The sequence below is a fragment of the Bradyrhizobium guangdongense genome (genome assembly GCF_004114975.1).
Taxonomy (GTDB): Bacteria; Pseudomonadota; Alphaproteobacteria; order Rhizobiales; family Xanthobacteraceae; genus Bradyrhizobium; species Bradyrhizobium guangdongense.
Map to the genome: position 1 here is coordinate 1,947,460 of NZ_CP030051.1, position 16,855 is coordinate 1,964,314.

The window sequence follows — 16,855 nt, forward strand, 5'->3', positions numbered from 1 at the left end:
CCCTTACGCCAGGCAGCGGAATACGAGCGCCGGATCGCGGTCGGGATCGATACGCAACCTGATCCCGCCCCATTCGATGCGGGACTGTTCGCCGGTGAAGAGATTCTCAAGTGCCGTCACATGGCGTCGCTGCCCATCGACGTCAACCATGACATCACCGAGCGGCAGCCAGAATTCGCGCACATGGCGCGAGAGCGCGATGGCTGCGACGACCGTGTTGGCTGGTTCGGCTGCCTCCTTCACGAAGGCGATGGTCTCGCCGTCCTCGATGCCGAGGAACCGCAGATCGACGGTCTGCTGCAGGGCTGCGTTGTCGTTGCGGATGCGGTTGAGCGCCGCGATGTAGGGCTTGATGTTGCCGGGCTTGTCCCAGTCGCGCTGGCGGATCTGGTACTTCTCGGAATCCAGATATTCTTCGTGGCCCGGCACGGCCGCGTGCTCCAGCAGCTCGAAACCGCTGTAGAGGCCGTAATTGCCTGATAGCATGGCCGCCAGCGCGACGCGCGACTTAAACATCCAGGCTTCGCCGCTCTGGAGATGATAGGGCAGCAGGTCCGCGGTATTGACGAACAGGTGCGGGCGATAGAAGTCGCGCTCCGGATAGCGGGTCATTTCGCCGAGATACTGCTCAAGCTCCCACTTGCCGGTGCGCCAGGGGAAATAGCTGAAGGATTGCGAGAAGCCGAGCTTGGCGAGGCCCTTCATCAGCTTCGGCCGCGCAAACGTCTTGGAGAACAGGATCACCTCGGGATGCCGCGAGCGGATGTCGCGGATCAGCCACTCCCAGAACGGCAGCGGCGCGGTGTCGTGATTGTCGATCGCGAAGATGGTGACGCCATGATCGATCCAGAACAGCATGGCATCGCGAAACGCGTTCCACAGCCCGATGCGGTCGACGGAGGCGAAATCGGGGATGACGATGTCCGAATAGGGGCCATCCGCCGTCCGCACCGAACGGTCTGGCCGCCATTTGAACCATTCCGGATGTTGCGTCAGCCAGCGATGATCCGGCGAGCATTGCACGGCGAAGTCCAGCGCGAGCTCGAGGCCGTATTCGAGACAGGTCGCGACCAGCGCCCGAAAATCCTCGATGGTGCCGAGTTCGGGATGCAGCGCATCGTGGCCGCCTTCGGCCGCGCCGATGGCGTAAGGCGAGCCCGGCTCGCCTTCGGTCGCAACAGGTGCATTGTTGCGGCCCTTGCGCCTGGTGCGGCCGATCGGGTGGATCGGCGTGAAATACAAGACGTCAAAGCCCATCGCCGCGATATCGGGCACGCGCGCGATGCAGTCGCGGAGGGTGCCGTGCTGGCCCGCGACCGCGCTCTGGCTGCGCGGCATCATCTGATACCAGGCGCCGAAGCGCGCTCTGTCGCGGTCGATGACAACAGGGAAATTCGCAGAACGCGTCAGATCGGGGCGGGCCTGGCTCTCGGCCATGGCCTCGCTGAGTTCAGTCGCAAGCAGCGGGGCGACATCGCCGCTGCCGAGATAGTCCTCGCATTGCCTCGCGATCACGGCCGCCGCGTCCTGTCGCGCGCCATGCGCCTTGGTCAGCAGGCCCGCGCCCTCGATCGCATCGAGCGTGACATCGCCGCCGGCGAGCTGCTTGCGTTCGAGTCCATGACGCCAGGTGGCGAATTCGTCGGTCCAGGCTTCGATGGCATAGACATATTGGCCCGCTTCAGCCGGCACGAACGCACCGGACCAGCGGTCATTGCCGTGATGGATCATGGTCTCGCGTCGCCATTCCCGCTCCTGCTCGCCACGCCAGACCAGCGTGGCGCTGATGGTGGCATCGCCGTCGCGATAGATGTCCGCCCACACTTCGACCGGATCGCCCGCAATCCGCTTCACGGCGAAGCGGCCGCCGTCGATCGAGGGATAGACGTCTTCGATCAGGAAAGCGCTGCCGGCAGCGGCACTCTCGACAGTTTGAATTGTCTTGTTCACGGTGATGCCATTGACAAGAAAGCAGGGGCCCGTTTCCCTTGCCGGGAACCTACGCTTGATACCACTATAGAAAGCCGCTTGTGTGTCATTGGTTCCCTTGGGAACAGCAAGCGCAGTTTGTGAGTTAAGTCCGACTAACCTCTTCCGCGACCACGTTAAAATCGATGCCACCGGCCTGATAAGGGCCTGCAAGCTGCGTGCCGAATGGACCTTTTAGCTCAAGCCCGGATCAAGGGCGTCCAATCCGAATTCGTCGATGCGCTCGGAAAGTTGCGGATCACCGCGCCCGAAGCGCTCAAATCCATCCTCGAGGCCCTGCCGGAGAAGCGGGTCTATCGCTTCGCCAGCGGGCCGGTAGTGGTGCGCGCGCTGGGCAATCCGCGCACCGAGCTTGCGGCCGTCGGCACCGCGCCGTTGCAGTGGAAAATCACAGGTAATGGCAACCTGATTGCACAGGGCGAGACGCGCGAGCCCGTGATCGCCTGGCCCGCCGGCCTGCCACTCGGTTATCACCGGCTGACGCTGACTGATGGCGCGGGCGCGAGGGAAGAGGTGCCGATGATCGTGGCACCCGAACGGGCCTTCGGCGGCGATTTCGACCGCGGCTGGCTGCTCGCCGTGCAGCTCTACAGTGTTCGCTCGAACCGCAATTGGGGCATCGGCGATTTCACCGATCTGGCCGGCCTTGTCAGGCTGGCAAAACAACTGGGCGCCGATGGCGTCGGGCTCAATCCGCTGCATGTCCTGTTCGACGATCAGCCGGCCGATTGCAGTCCTTATTCGCCGAACAGCCGGCTGTTTCTCAATCCGCTCTACATCGACGTCGAGGCCATCCCGGAATTCTCCGCGGACCTCGTCCCGGACGCGGCCGCGACTGCCGCGCGGCTGCGCGAAGGCGATCGGGTCCCCTATGCCGATATGGCCGCGCTGAAATGGCTCGCCTTGCGCGCGGCCTTCGACAGTTTCATGAAAAGCGCGAGCGGCGTCCGCCGCACCCAGTTTGATGCTTTCCGCGCCGACCGAGGACCGCTGCTGTCGCGCTTTGCCTGTTTCGAGGTGCTGCGGCATCGTTTCAACAGACCATGGTGGGAATGGCCGGCGGAATGGCAGCAACCGGACGATACAAAATGCGCAAGCTTGCGCAACGGCGCCGAGAAGCGCGAGGTCGAGTTCGTCGAATTCGTGCAATGGACGGCGGATAGCCAGTTGCACGCGGCCAAGCAGCTCTCGGCCGAGCTCGGCATGCGCGTCGGGCTTTATCTCGACGTCGCCGTCGGCGTGCAATCCAACGGCTTCGATGCCTGGAACGAGCAGGCGGCGATCTCGCGGCATCTCGCGGTCGGCGCACCGCCGGACGTGCTCAACACCGTCGGGCAGGATTGGGGCTTGGCCGGCTTCAACGCAGGCGGCCTGGAGACGCAATCCTTCGTGCCGTTCGCGAACATGCTGGCCGCCTCGATGCGCCATGCCGGCGCCATCAGGCTCGATCACGTGCTCGGCTTGAAGCGGCTTTATCTGGTGCCGCGCGGCTTCAAGCCCGATAACGGCGCCTATGTGCAGATGCCGCTCGAGGCGCTGCTCGCCGCGGTCGTCCGCGAGAGCGTCGCGCACAAATGCATCGTGATCGGCGAGGACCTCGGCACGGTTCCGGAGGGCTTTCGCGAGACCATGCAGGATTTCGGTATCTGGTCGTACCTCGTCATGATGTTCGAGCGCGACGATGCCGGCCATTTCCGCAATGTCGATCATTACCGGCCGAACGCGCTTGTCACTTTGAACACGCACGATCTCTGCACCTATGCGGGCTGGCGCTCGTTCAGCGATCTCAGGATGAAGCGTTCGCTCGGGCTCGATCCCGGCGAGGACGATCAGGCCCGCTGGAATGCGCTCGGCGGGCTCGACCAGATCTTGCGCCAGAACGGCATCAGCGCCAACGATCTCTATTCGGTGCTCACCTTCCTGTCGCGCACGCCGTCGCGGCTGCTCGCGGTCTCGATGGAGGATCTGCTCGGGGTGATCGACCAGCCCAACATTCCCGGCACCATCGACGAGCATCCGAACTGGCGTCAGCGGCTTCCCGTCGCGCTCGACAAGATTGCGACCAAGGTCGATCTCGCGGCTTTGAAGGCCGCGACGCGGGAACGTTCGCTGCACGGCGGGAGTTGACAGGCCAGGGGAATTCCTGGACTCGCACGACATTGTCTCAGAGGATCGAAGACTATGCACTGATCGGCGACTGCGAGACCGCGGCGCTGGTGGGGCGCAACGGCTCGATCGACTGGCTGTGCTGGCCCGCCTTCGATTCCGACGCCTGCTTTGCCGCAATTCTCGGCACCCACGAGAACGGCCGTTGGCTGATCGCGCCGAGCGAGAACGCGACCGCGATTTCGCGCCGCTATGTTGGCGACACCCTCATCCTGGAAACGCGCTTTGAAACCAAGAGCGGCACCGTTGCGCTGATCGATTTCATGCCGCCGCGCGGCAAGGCGTCCGACATCGTGCGACTGGTGCGCGGCCTCCAGGGCGCCGTGAAGATGCGGATGGAGCTCGTGCTCCGCTTCGGCTTCGGGGTCAACATTCCCTGGGTGCGCCGGATCGACCATTCGCTGCTGGCGATCGCCGGCCAGGACATGACGGTGCTGCGTACGCCGGTCGAGACGCGCGGAGAGGACCTGACCACGGTCTCCGAGTTCGAGGTGAAAGCCGGCGAGACCGTACCATTCGTGCTGACCTACGGCCCCTCCCATCTCGACCCGCCCGAGCCGATCGACCCGGAGACCGCGCTTGGGGAGACGCAGAAGTTCTGGGAGGAGTGGTGCAATCATTGCACACGCGACGGTCCGTATCACGACCTGATCGTGCGCTCGCTGATCACGCTGAAGGCGCTGACCTTCGGTCCCACCGGCGGCATCGTCGCCGCGCCCACCACCTCGCTGCCGGAGAAGCTCGGCGGCAGCAGGAACTGGGATTACCGCTTCTGCTGGCTGCGCGATGCCACCTTCACGCTGCTGGCGTTGATGAACTCCGGCTACACCGAGGAAGCCTCGGCCTGGCACAATTGGTTGCTGCGCGCCGCGGCCGGCTCGCCCGCCAACATGCAGATCATGTACGGCATCTGGGGGCAGCGGCGGCTTCTGGAATGGGAGGCCGGCTGGCTCGACGGCTATGAGGGCGCGCAGCCGGTGCGTGTCGGCAACGCCGCGCATGCACAGCTTCAGCTCGACGTCTACGGTGAACTGATCGACGCCTTCCACCAGTCGCGCATGGCCAAGCTCAAGCTGAATGAGGAGAGCTGGGCGCTGGAATGCGCCGTGCTCGATCATCTCGCCGAGGTCTGGGACCATCCCGACCACGGCATCTGGGAGCGGCGCGGCGAGCCGAAGCACTACGTCTTCTCCAAGGTGATGACCTGGGTTGCGTTCGACCGGGCCATCAAGAGCGCCGAGACGTTCGGCTTCAAGGCGCCGCTGCTGCACTGGCGCGCTTTGCGCGAGGCGATCCATCGCGACGTCTGCGACAGGGGATTTGACGCGCAGGAGAATACGTTCGTCGAATCCTATGGGTCGAAACTGCTCGATGCCAGCCTGCTGCTGTTGCCGGGTGTCGGCTTCCTTCCGCCGGAAGACCCGCGCATCCGCGGCACCATCGCGGCCGTCGAAAAGCACATGATGCGCGACGGTTTCGTGCTCCGGCATGATCCGCGCGAGCTGGCTTCGGGGCAGCCGCCGCTCGAAGGCGCGTTCCTGGCCTGCAGCCTGTGGCTCGCCGACGCCTATGTGCTGTCCGGCGATCCCGACAAGGCGCAAGTGTTGTTCGACCGCGTGGTCGGGATCGCAAACGACGTCGGGCTTTTGGCCGAAGAATATGATTCTGACGCCAGGCGCCAGACCGGCAATTTCCCGCAGGCGCTGACGCACATCGCCCTGGTCAACACCGCGCACAATCTGTCGGCGGCACGGCAGAAGAGCGAGAAGCCGGCGATGCAGCGGTCGAAGTAAGGGACGTAAGCCTGATTGCCTCCGCGAGGAAGGTGCGCTCCCTCTCTCGCTTGCGGGGGAGGGCTGGCTTGGGGGTGTCTCCGTTGGCGAGAACCCCCGAGAGGAGAGAGCCCTCACCCGCCGCTTCGCGGCGACCTCTCCCGCAAGCGAGAGAGGTGGAAGCCAGCAAGCAGTCTGTCTAGACTAACCCGCCCCGTTCCGTTTCAGGATCATCTCCATCGCCTCGGCAAAACCATCCTGCTCGTTGCTTGCCGTGACGTGCGTGGCCTGATCCTTGACGTTATCGGTAGCATTACCCATCGCGATCGAGGTGCCGCTGACGCTGAACATCGCGAGGTCGTTCTGCATGTCGCCGATGGTGGCGACCGCATCCAGGGAAATGCCGAGGCGCTTGGCCATGGCCTGCACGAACGTGCCCTTGTCGAAGCCGGGCGGGGTGATGTCGAGATAATAGGTCTGCGAGCGCACCGCGGTGGCCTCGCTGCCGAGCGCCTCCTGCATCGCCTTCTCGCAATGTTCCAGACCTGCCGCATCGGCGCTGGCGCCGACGATCTTGCAGGCGCTCGAAAGGTATGGCGAGAAGTCCGTCACGATGGTCGGATCGGCACGGATCGTGTGCTGCTCGTGGGCAACATAGCCGCCGCGCGGATTGTCGATCAGCCATTTGTCCGCGGTGAACAGCCAGATATCGGCGCCGAAATCCCTCAGGATCTGCAGCGATCGTTGCGCCGCGTTGGCCGGAATGAGGTGCTGTTCGACCGGCCTCATCTCGGGGTCGATGATCGAGGAGCCGTTGAACGGGCCGACCGGCAACCACAGCGCCAGCGGATCGATCAGGAAGCGCATGCCGATCGCGGGGCGGCTCGAGGTGATGGTGAAGCCGATGCCGGCCTGGTGCAGCCGCTGCACAGCGCTCCGCGCGCGGTCCGTCAGTGTCTTGTCCTTGGTCAGCAGCGTACCGTCGACGTCCGAGACCACGAGTGAGATTTTCGTCATGTGATGGCCTTGCTTGTCCCGCTGTCGATCTTCAGCTGCCGCACGATGCCGTCCACGATCGCCTCGACGGTTTCGTCGATCGACGCGGTGATCACATGCTCGCTCGCCTCCGGCGGTTCCAGGGTGTTGAACTGGCTGGTGAGGAGGCCGGGCGGCATGAAATGGCCCTTGCGTTGGGCGAGGCGATCGGCGATCAGCTCCTGTGTGCCCTTCAGGAAGATGAAGCGGACGTCGTCCCGTCCGCGCAGCAGTACGTCGCGATAGGTGTGCTTGAGCGCGGAACAGGCGATGATGACGTGCTCGCCGCTGTTGCAGACCCGCGCGATCTCGTCGGCGATGGCATTGAGCCAGGGCCAGCGGTCCTCGTCGGTGAGCGGATGGCCGGCCCGCATCTTCTCGACGTTGCTCGCGGGGTGAAAGCTGTCGCCGTCCTCGAACCGCCAGCCGAGGCGCTCACTGAGCGCCGCTGCAACTGTGCTCTTTCCCGAGCCCGACACGCCCATCACGATCAAGGCACAAGGTGCTTTAACGCCCGCCACGAATTTCCTCCGGAAGCGCGGCTCTGTCGACCAGCCAGACGGTCTCACCATTCGAGCGCGCGCGTAAGGCCGGCAGATTCTCGCCATCCAGCAGGCGCGTCAAGATCGGCTGCTTGTCGTGCCCTGATATCTCGAACAGCATCTCGCGGCACGAGGCCAAGGTGGGCAGGGTGAGCGAGACCCGCGGCACGAAGGGCGCGACATTGGCCTTGGGGACGCCGACGACCCAGCGCGCGGTCTCCTCGATGGCGGGATAGCCGGGAAACAGTGAGGCGGTGTGGCCATCCGGGCCTACACCCATCAGCACGAGATCGAACAGCGGTCGCGCCGGATCGAGCTTTTCAGATCCGTAGAAAGCTTGCAGCTCGTGCGCATAGGCCGCGGCGCTCTCGTCCGGATTTTCGACCGCGGTCGGAATCGGATGAATATGGTCTGGCGGCGCGTTGCGATCGAGAAACGTGCTGCGAGCGACCGCCATGTTGTTGAGAGGATCGCTCTCGGGCACGAAGCGCTCGTCACCGATGAACCAGTGCACGCGCTCCCACGGGATTTTGCCGCGCCAGCCGTCGCTGCCGAGCAGCTGGTAGAGCTTCTTCGGGCTCGAGCCTCCGGTGAGGCAGATAGCGATGCGGCCGGAATTGGCTGACATCTGCGCGAGCACCCGTTCGGCTGCGGCTTGCGCCAGGGCGTTGGCGTCGGCGACGACGATCAGCTCCGGCGGGTCGGCCGCCGCCATCACGAGAACTTCCGCCAGCTGCGGCCGTCGCGCCGCAGCAGTTCATCCGCGCATCTGGGGCCGTCGCTGCCCGCTTCATAGGTCTCGATGCCGTTGCTGCCCGCCGTCTTCCAGGCGTCGAGGAACGGTTGCACCGCCTGCCAGCCGGCCTCGATGCCGTCGGCACGCTGGAACAGGATGTTGTCGCCGATCATGCAGTCGTAGATCAGCGTCTCGTAGCCGGTGGAGGGATCGGCCCGGAAATAATCGCCGTAGCGGAATTTCATCTCGACGCCGTCGATGGTGATGCTCGGCCCCGGGATCTTGGCGTTGAACTGCAGCTCGATGGTCTCGGTCGGCGCGATGCCGATGGTGAGGAAGTTCTGCGAGAGGCGGTCGACCGTCGTGCCCGAGAACATCGACAGCGGGGCCTGCTTGAACTTGATCGCCACCTCCGTGCGCTTGTGGCCCAATGCCTTGCCCGTGCGCAGATAGAAGGGCACGCCGGCCCAGCGCCAATTGTCGATCATCAGCTTCAGGGCGACAAAGGTCTCGGTGGTGCTGCCCGGCTTGACGTCCTCGGTCTTGCGGTAGTCCGGAATGTCCTCGTCGCCGATCCGGCCTGAGAGATATTGCGCGCGCACCGAATTCCTCAGGGCCTCCTCCAGGCTAGGCTGCTGAATCGAGGTGAGCACCTCGGCCTTCTCCGAGCGGACGGAATGGGCGTCGAACCGCGCGGGTGGCTCCATCGCTACCAGCGACATCAACTGGAACAGGTGGTTCGGCACCATGTCGCGCAACGCGCCGGTGGCATCGTAGAAGCCGCCGCGATGGCCGACGCCGAGCTTCTCTTCGACCGTGATCTGGACGTGGTCGATATGGTTGCGATTCCAGATCGGCTCGAACATGCCGTTGGCAAAGCGCAGCACCAGGATGTTCTGCACCGTCTCCTTGCCGAGATAGTGATCGATCCGGTAGATCTGGTGCTCCTGCATGATCTTGAGCAGTTCGGCGTTCAGCGCCTTGGCCGAGGCGAGATCGGTGCCGAACGGCTTTTCGATCACCAGCCGGCGCCAGGCGCCGTTCTCCTTCATCATGCCGGTACGCCCGAGCTCGCGCGCGGTCGGGGCGAAGGCAGCCGGCGGGGTCGCGAGATAGAACAGGCGGTTGCCGCCGGTACCTTGCGAGCACTCCAGGCCATCGAGGTGCTCGCGCAGGCGATCGAACGACGGCGGGTCTTTCGCGTCGGCTTCGACGAAGGTCACGCATTGCAGCAGTTGCCTGGCGATATCGTCGTCCACCGGGCGCGTCGCGAACTCGCGCAGGCCCTGCATCAGGCTGTCGCGGAGCTCGTCGTCGGTCTGCGGCTTGCGGGCCACGCCGACGACGCAGAACTTTTCCGGCAACAGGTTTTCGGCGGCGAGATTGTAGAGCGATGGCATCACGAGGCGATGGGTGAGATCGCCGGTGACACCGAAAATGACGAAGGCGCAGTTTTCCGGCTTACGCTTGGCTTGCGGGTCTTTTGTCACGAACGAGGGGCCTTCGCTTGATGGTATTTCTTATTTGATTTTCGCGGCGTCGGGCTGCGTCGGCTCCTTGTGGCCGCCGAATCCCGCACGCATCGCGGAGAGAATTTTTTCGGCGAAGGTGTGTTCCTTGCGGGAACGGAAACGTGCGTAGAGCGCCGCGGTCAGCACCTCGGCCGGCACGGCCTCGTCGATCGCCGCATTCACGGTCCAGCGTCCTTCGCCGGAATCCTCCACGAAGCCGGAATATTCCGACAGTTGAGGGCTGTCGGCGAGCGCTGTCGAGGTGAGGTCGAGCAGCCAGGACGGGATCACGCTGCCACGCCGCCACACTTCGGCGATGTCGGCGAGGTCGAAATCGTAACGGTGATCGGCGGGCAAGGCTTCGATATTGGCATTCTTGAGGATGTCGAACCCTTCGGCATAGGCCTGCATCAGGCCGTATTCGATGCCGTTGTGGATCATCTTGACGAAATGCCCGGCGCCGACAGGGCCGGCATGGATGTAGCCCTGCTCGATGCGGGGATCGCGCCCCTCGCGTCCTTCGGTGCGCAGAATCTCGCCGGCGCCGGGCGCCAGCGCGGCGAAGATCGGATCGAGCCGGTCGACCACCTGCTTTTCTCCGCCGATCATCATGCAATAGCCGCGGTCGAGACCCCAGACGCCGCCTGAGGTGCCGACGTCGACATAGTGGATACCGCGCGTCTTCAGCGCCTTGCCGCGCCGAACATCGTCCTGCCAGAAGGTGTTGCCGCCGTCGATGATGACGTCGCCTTCCTGCATCACGCCCGCGATGGTGTCGATCGTCGTCTCGGTGATGTGGCCTGCCGGCAGCATCACCCAGGCGGTGCGCGGCCGCTCCAGTTTCGAGATGAACTCCTCGAGACTTGCCGAGCCCACCGCGCCGTCCGCGGCGAGACCGGCAACGGCCTTGGCGTCCTTGTCATAAACCACGGTCGAATGACCATGGCGCATCAGCCGGCGAACGATGTTGCCGCCCATCCGGCCGAGGCCGATCATGCCGAGTTGCATTGCGATATTCCCTTTAGTTCAACGCGTCGTTCAGCGCCGCATTGAGTGCCGCGAGGCCTTTCTTGAGCCCGCCCTTGAGATGCACCCGAAGCGCGCGCCGGCCGCGCTCGGTGAGCACGTCGAAATCGCCGCGGGCCTGCGCCGCCTTGATCACCCCAAAGCTCGCCTTCTGGCCTGGCACCGGAAGGTCCTTGGCATCGTCGGCGGTGATCTGGAGGAATACGCCGCTGTCGGGTCCGCCCTTGTAGGCCTGACCGGTCGAGTGCAGGAAGCGCGGGCCGAACTCGGCGCAGGTCGCCACATGCCGCTTCTCGCGCACATCCAGCCGCATCGCCTGGAGCGCGTCGATATTGGCCTTGTCGCGCGCGATGTAGCCGAGCAGGGCGACGTAGTCGCCCTCACCCGAGCGCGACAGATGCGCCTTCAGCCATGAGGTGAGGTCGCCATTGGCGCCCGCCGCACGCAGCGCAGTGGCATTGGCCTCGTCGGTGTAGAGATCGGCCTCGATGGTGCTGACCACGGGCTTCTCGGGCGGGAGCGCGCCGCTCTTCTCGTATGCCGACGTCAGCTCGCGGGTCTTGATCTTGGCGGCTTCCACGTCCGGCTGGTCGAACGGGTTGATGCCGAGGATCGAGCCTGCAACTGCGGTTGCCATCTCGAAGCGGAAGAATTCCTGGCCGAGATGTTCGATCGACTTCATCACGATGCGCACCACGGGATGTCCGGCCGCCTCGATCCCGGCAAGCGCCGAGTCATGGGCGGCATCCGTTTCGCCTTCGGTGCGGATGTCGATGAAGAAGCGGTCGTTGCCGTAAACCGCGGACTCGCCCGGCGGCTCGCCGGCAATCGGGATCAGGCCCTTGCCTTCCTTGCCGGTCGATTCCGCGATCAGCTGTTCGGCCCAGGCGCCGAAATCGGCGATCTTCTTCGACGCCAGGATCGTCACCTTGTCGCGACCTTCCAGACCGGCATGGCCCATGGCGAGACCGAGCTGCACGCCGGGGTTTTCGCTCGGCGGCACGTCCGGTCCGCAGGAGCGGACCATCGCGAGCGCATGCTTGATGAAGGTCTTGACATCGATGCCGGCTGTCGCCGCCGGCACCAGGCCGAACGGCGACAGCACCGAATAGCGTCCGCCGATCGACGGCTCGCCGTGGAAGATGCGGGCGTAGTTCAACTTCTTGGCCGCCTTCTCCAGCGAAGAGCCGGGATCAGTCACGGCGATGAAGCGGAAGCCGGTCCTCGCCTTCGGGCCGAGCGCCTTTGCGACGCGTTCGTGGAAATAGTCCTTCATCGCGTTCGGCTCGGTGGTGCCGCCGGACTTGCTGGAAACGATGAACACGGTGTTGGCGATGTCGATCTTGGCTTCCATCGCCCGCACCTCGGCCGGGTCGGTGGAGTCAAGCACGTGCAGCTTCGGGAAGCCCGGCTTCCTTGCAAAGGTCTCGGCCAGCACCTCCGGTCCGAGGCTCGATCCCCCCATGCCGAGCACGACGGCGTCGGAGAATTTCTGACCCTTCACGCGGTTGGCATAGTCCTCGTAGTCGGCGACGTCGGCTTTCGCAGCGCTGTCGAGCCAGCCGAGCCATTTGTCCTCGTCCGTCCCGGTCCAGACCGATTTATCGCGCTGCCACAGCCTGCGGATCTTGGCCGAGGCGCGCCATTCCTCGGTGCTCTTGGCCACGGCCTTGCCGAGGCCGTCGCCGAGCGAGAGCTGCTGGCGGTCGATCGCCGCCCCGAGCACGGTCGCGCGCTTGTGCGCGACGGCGCCGTAGAGCTTGTCGGCGGCGTCCGCGAACAACTTGACGCCGTCCCTGACCAGCTCCTCGGTGATGGCGTCGAGCGAGATGCCGGAGCGCTCCAGCTCTTCCAGCACGCGGTTAGCCTCGTCGACGTTCTCTTCCAGGCTGTCGCGCAGTTTGCCATGGTCGCGGAAGGCGTCCAGCGTTGCCGGCGGCACGGTATTGATGGTGTCGGGGCCGATCAGCTCCTCGACGTAGAGGACGTCGCTGTAATCCTTGTTCTTGGTACCGGTCGAGGCCCACAACATGCGCTGCGGCTTGGCGCCTTTGGCGGCGAGCTTCTCCCAGCGGGGGCCCGAGAACAGCCGCTTGTAGTCTTGATAGGCGACCTTGGCGTTGGCGATCGCGACCTTGCCCTTCAGCGCGGCGAGCCGCTCCTTCTCGGATGGATCGTTGGCGCGGGCAATCTTCTCGTCGAGCTGCTTGTCGACGACGCTATCGATGCGGCTGACGAAGAAGCTCGCCACGCTCGCGACATGCGAGGGATCGCCGCCACCGGCGACGTATTTTTCGAGACCCGCCAGATAGGCTTCGGCGACCTGGAGGTAGACGGCCCTGGAGAACAGCAGCGTGATGTTGATGCTGATGCCGTCGCCGATCAGCGTCTCGATCGCCGGCAGGCCCTCCGGCGTCGCCGGCACCTTCACCATCAGGTTCTTGCGACCGACGTCCTTCCACAGGCGGCGCGCTTCGGCGACGGTGCCTGACGTGTCCATCGCCAGATAGGGCGAGACCTCGAGGCTGACATAGCCGTCGCCGCCCTTCAGGCGATCATAGACCGGACGAAGCACGTCGGCGGCAGCCTGGATGTCCTCGACTGCCACGGCCTCGAACAGATCGGCCACGGTGCGGTCGCCGCGCTTCAGCGCCTTGCCGATCGGAGCGTCGTATTCGTCCGAGCTGCCGATCGCCTTCTCGAAGATCGATGGATTGGAGGTGACGCCCTTGACGCCGTCGGTATCGATCAGCCGCTTCAGGTCGCCCTTGGCGATGAAGCCACGGGCCAGGAAGTCCAGCCAGACGGCTTGTCCGTGCTTTTCCAGTTCTTTGACGGGATTCATGATGATTATTTATCTCCAAGCCTTCGGGCGAGGGGTTTCCGCCCCGGTCCTGACGCGCTATTCTTTAGCTGACATGCTCCCGGGAGGGAACCAATCAAGGGTACGAGCGTCATACTCTTAGTTTAACTCCGTCGCGATCATGGCGATCCAGGCGGCAGTGATGATTTGCGTAATATAATTTGGCCGGAACGGATTGGCCGAAGCGTGTTGCGTGAGGTGCGTCTATCGCGTCGGAGTGTCATCAGGGGATCTCGATCTCTCTGATCGTCATAGGTTCGGTCGCGAATGGTTGTGCTTGGGGGGAAAGCATGCACGCACGTCCTGATGGCGTACCCATCGGGGGCAGCCGGCAATCGGTCGTCCCGTCCGTCTGCACCGATACCTCGCGCGATTTCGAAATCGGTCGATGCGCCACGCGCCTGCGGCTGCTGGTCGCGGCGGGCTTTGCCATGACATTGCTCAGCGCAAGTCTGGTTTTTAAATCAAGTCTTGTTTTCGAATGGTGGGACGACATCGGCAGCTACGACACGACGATGGGCTATCTCGGTGTCGCGCTGTTCGGCCCCATCACCGCCTGGCTGATCTGGAAGCTGCCAGCCGAACGCGGGCCGGTCGTGATCATCACCCCGTACGGCATCCGCGACTTGCGGATCGGCAACGAATTTCTGCCGTGGGACTCCATTGCCGATGTTTCGGCGGACGAGTGCCGGGGGCAGAAGGCGATCGTGCTGACGCCGACGCCCGCGTTGCAGCAGCAGCTCGCCGGCATCCGAAGCGTGGCGCGCGGCACGCGGCGCGATCGGATTGTTATCCGTTCGGGGGGGCTGGCGACCGATTTTGATACATTGCTGTGTGCTTGCCGCGATTGTCATGCTGCAAGCACCCAAGCCGCTGCAAGCACCCAAGCCGCTGCAGGCACCCAAGCCACCGCATTGCAGCAGGAAGATGAACGCGGCACGCAAGGCGTCGCCCTGCAAGCGTCATAAGTTTGCCGCTCGCGGATTGTCATGTTGCAGTGCCGGAGGGTCTCGCTCCGGTATTTGCCCGGATGTGGCGAGCCAGTGACAATTTCTGGAAATAAGCCAAGATGGACAGAGATTCGCACAAATTAAGGGCAAGTGCCTGTTCGTAATTCACGGAGTGCCTACCTTGTGCGTTGCGTCGCGTCGGCAGCCGGGTGTCCAATGATGGTCATGTGCTCACGCTGATTCGAAAGACGGCCTGAGGAACGGTCTAGTAACTGCTTTCGTTTCAGCTTGTAGCGGAACTCACGCGGAGAGGGATCATGTACAACGATTCTCTATTCAACGCCTTCGCCCGGTCGTTCGAGGCGCGAAGCCAGCACGACATGTCGATGGCGGAATATCTGGAATCGTGTCGAAGCGATCCCATGAAATACGCGAATGCGGCCGAACGACTACTAGCGGCGATCGGCGAGCCCCAGACGATTGACACGGCCAAGGACCCACGCCTTGGCCGTATCTTTTTGAACCGTACCATCCGCACCTATCCGGCCTTCGCCGGCTTCTACGGCATGGAAGAAACCATCGAGCGCATCGTCGGTTTCTTCCGCCATGCGGCGCAGGGCCTGGAGGAGCGCAAACAGATCCTCTATCTGCTCGGGCCGGTCGGCGGCGGCAAGTCCTCGCTCGCCGAACGGCTGAAATCGCTGATGGAAGTGCATCCGATCTACGTGCTCAAGGCCGGCGACGAGCTCTCGCCGGTGTTCGAGAGCCCGCTCAGCCTGTTCGATCCCGATCAGCTGGGGCCGATGCTGGAAGAGAAATACGGCATTCCGCGCCGGCGTCTCACCGGGTTGATGAGCCCGTGGTGCTACAAGCGGCTGGAAGCTTTCGGCGGCGATATTTCTCAGTTCCGGGTCGCAAAGATCCAGCCGTCGCGGCTGCGCCAGATCGCGATCGCCAAGACCGAACCGGGTGACGAGAACAACCAGGACATCTCCTCGCTGGTCGGCAAGGTCGATATCCGCAAGCTCGAGACTTACGCCCAGAACGATCCCGACGCCTACAGCTATTCCGGCGGCCTCAACCGCGCCAATCAGGGCGTGCTCGAGTTCGTCGAAATGTTCAAGGCGCCGATCAAGATGCTGCATCCGTTGCTGACCGCGACGCAGGAAGGCAACTACATCGGCACCGAGAATATCGGCGCGATCCCGTTCACCGGCGTCATCCTCGCGCACTCCAACGAAGCGGAATGGGCGAGCTTCAAGTCGAACAAGAACAACGAAGCCTTCATCGACCGCATCTGCGTCATCAAGGTGCCGTACTGCCTGCGGGTCACCGAAGAGCAGAAGATCTACGAGAAGCTGATCCAGGGCTCCGAGCTCGCGGCCGCGCCGTGCGCGCCCTCGACGCTGGAGACGCTGGCGCGGTTTTCGGTGATGTCGCGGCTGCGCAAGCACGAGAATTCGACGCTGTTCGCCAAGATGCGGGTCTACGACGGCGAGAGCCTGAAGGAGTCCGATCCGAAGGCGCGCAGCGTCCAGGAATATCGCGATGCCGCCGGCGTCGACGAGGGCATGGACGGCGTCTCGACGCGCTTTGCCTTCAAGATCCTGGCCGCGACCTTCAACCACGATCCGCAGGAGGTCGCCGCCGACGCCGTGCATCTGATGTACGCGCTGGAGCAGTCGATCCGCAGGGAGCAACTGCCCGAGGAAACCGAGAAGCGTTATCTCGAATTCATCAAGGCCGAGCTCGCGCCGCGCTATGCCGAGTTCATCGGCAACGAGATCCAGAAGGCCTATCTCGAATCCTACTCGGATTACGGCCAGAACCTGTTCGACCGTTACGTCGACTACGCCGATGCGTGGATCGAGGATCAGGACTTCAAGGATCCCGATACGGGCCAGCTGCTGGATCGCGAGCTTTTGAACCAGGAGCTGACCAAGATCGAGAAGCCGGCGGGCATCGCCAACCCCAAGGACTTCCGCAACGAGGTCGTCAAATTCTCGTTACGGTCCCGGGCCCAGAACGGCGGCAAGAATCCGACCTGGACCTCCTACGAGAAGATTCGCGATGTGATCGAAAAGCGGATATTCTCCCAGGTCGAGGACCTGCTTCCGGTCATCTCGTTCGGATCGAAGAAGGACGGCGAGACGGAGAAGAAGCACGGCGAGTTCGTCGCACGCATGGTGGAGCGCGGCTACACCGAGCGTCAGGTTCGCCGGCTCGTCGAATGGTACATGCGCGTGAAGCAGGCCGGTTGAGGCG

General features: G+C 63.8%; 11 protein-coding genes. 4 read left to right on the forward strand and 7 right to left on the reverse strand.

From position 1 onward, the window contains the following. Positions 1 to 3: 3 nt before the first annotated feature. Positions 4 to 1,950, reverse strand: coding sequence for a maltotransferase domain-containing protein (locus X265_RS09335; RefSeq protein WP_128964552.1), 1,947 nt, complete (start codon positions 1,948 to 1,950; stop codon positions 4 to 6). Positions 1,951 to 2,154: 204 nt separating this feature from the next. Between X265_RS09335 and malQ the strand changes: the two genes are divergently transcribed. Together malQ and X265_RS09345 are read left to right on the forward strand one after the other, a co-directional pair. Continuing rightward, positions 2,155 to 4,116, forward strand: a complete 1,962-nt coding sequence (malQ, locus tag X265_RS09340) for a 4-alpha-glucanotransferase (protein WP_128964553.1) — start codon at positions 2,155 to 2,157, stop codon at positions 4,114 to 4,116. A 32-nt stretch (positions 4,117 to 4,148) separates the two neighbouring features. After that, positions 4,149 to 5,948 (forward strand): glycoside hydrolase family 15 protein, encoded by a 1,800-nt coding sequence (locus X265_RS09345; RefSeq protein ID WP_128964554.1) that lies wholly within the window; start codon positions 4,149 to 4,151, stop codon positions 5,946 to 5,948. 183 nt (positions 5,949 to 6,131) lie between these two features. Here X265_RS09345 and X265_RS09355 read toward each other — a convergent pair whose 3' ends face one another. Genes X265_RS09355 through X265_RS09380 form a run of 6 tightly spaced genes read right to left on the reverse strand, consistent with a single transcriptional unit; the run spans position 6,132 to position 13,622 of the window. Next, positions 6,132 to 6,944 (reverse strand): HAD family hydrolase, encoded by an 813-nt coding sequence (locus tag X265_RS09355; RefSeq protein ID WP_128964555.1) that lies wholly within the window; start codon positions 6,942 to 6,944, stop codon positions 6,132 to 6,134. Then, on the reverse strand, positions 6,941 to 7,483 hold the full coding sequence (locus tag X265_RS09360) for a gluconokinase (RefSeq protein ID WP_128964556.1): 543 nt from the start codon (positions 7,481 to 7,483) through the stop codon (positions 6,941 to 6,943). The genes X265_RS09355 and X265_RS09360 overlap by 4 nt, the downstream gene beginning before the upstream one ends. Next, positions 7,470 to 8,219 carry a 6-phosphogluconolactonase gene (pgl, locus tag X265_RS09365; protein WP_164938488.1) on the reverse strand — a complete coding sequence of 250 codons (750 nt, stop codon included), beginning with the start codon at positions 8,217 to 8,219 and terminating at the stop codon, positions 7,470 to 7,472. Before pgl ends, X265_RS09360 begins: the two co-directional genes overlap by 14 nt. Beyond that, positions 8,219 to 9,730, reverse strand: a complete 1,512-nt coding sequence (zwf, locus tag X265_RS09370; protein WP_128964558.1) for a glucose-6-phosphate dehydrogenase — start codon at positions 9,728 to 9,730, stop codon at positions 8,219 to 8,221. The genes pgl and zwf overlap by 1 nt, the downstream gene beginning before the upstream one ends. Before the next feature lie 30 nt (positions 9,731 to 9,760). Further along, positions 9,761 to 10,759: a phosphogluconate dehydrogenase (NAD(+)-dependent, decarboxylating) gene (gene gnd / locus X265_RS09375; RefSeq protein WP_128964559.1), complete on the reverse strand. Its 999-nt coding sequence runs from the start codon at positions 10,757 to 10,759 to the stop codon at positions 9,761 to 9,763. 13 nt (positions 10,760 to 10,772) lie between these two features. Further along, complete coding sequence (locus X265_RS09380) at positions 10,773 to 13,622, reverse strand: bifunctional transaldolase/phosoglucose isomerase (RefSeq protein ID WP_128964560.1); 2,850 nt, start codon at positions 13,620 to 13,622, stop codon at positions 10,773 to 10,775. Between the two features lie 308 nt (positions 13,623 to 13,930). On the opposite strand from X265_RS09380, the gene X265_RS09385 reads away from it, so the two are divergent. After that, a complete protein-coding gene (locus tag X265_RS09385) occupies positions 13,931 to 14,608 on the forward strand; it encodes an STM3941 family protein (RefSeq protein WP_128964561.1) in 678 nt (225 codons plus the stop codon). A gap of 299 nt (positions 14,609 to 14,907) precedes the next feature. Beyond that, positions 14,908 to 16,851, forward strand: a complete 1,944-nt coding sequence (locus X265_RS09390; protein ID WP_128964562.1) for a PrkA family serine protein kinase — start codon at positions 14,908 to 14,910, stop codon at positions 16,849 to 16,851. The last annotated feature ends 4 nt before the right edge of the window (positions 16,852 to 16,855 follow it).

Excerpts from the sequence above, each read along its gene's own strand:
- malQ (WP_128964553.1), top strand. The coding sequence starts at position 2,155 with ATGGACCTTTTAGCTCAAGCCCGGATCAAGGGCGTCCAATCCGAATTC.
- X265_RS09355 (WP_128964555.1), bottom strand. The coding sequence starts at position 6,944 with ATGACGAAAATCTCACTCGTGGTCTCGGACGTCGACGGTACGCTGCTG.
- pgl (WP_164938488.1), bottom strand. The coding sequence starts at position 8,219 with ATGGCGGCGGCCGACCCGCCGGAGCTGATCGTCGTCGCCGACGCCAAC.
- gnd (WP_128964559.1), bottom strand. The coding sequence starts at position 10,759 with ATGCAACTCGGCATGATCGGCCTCGGCCGGATGGGCGGCAACATCGTT.
- X265_RS09380 (WP_128964560.1), bottom strand. The coding sequence starts at position 13,622 with ATGAATCCCGTCAAAGAACTGGAAAAGCACGGACAAGCCGTCTGGCTG.
- X265_RS09385 (WP_128964561.1), top strand. The coding sequence starts at position 13,931 with ATGCACGCACGTCCTGATGGCGTACCCATCGGGGGCAGCCGGCAATCG.
- X265_RS09390 (WP_128964562.1), top strand. The coding sequence starts at position 14,908 with ATGTACAACGATTCTCTATTCAACGCCTTCGCCCGGTCGTTCGAGGCG.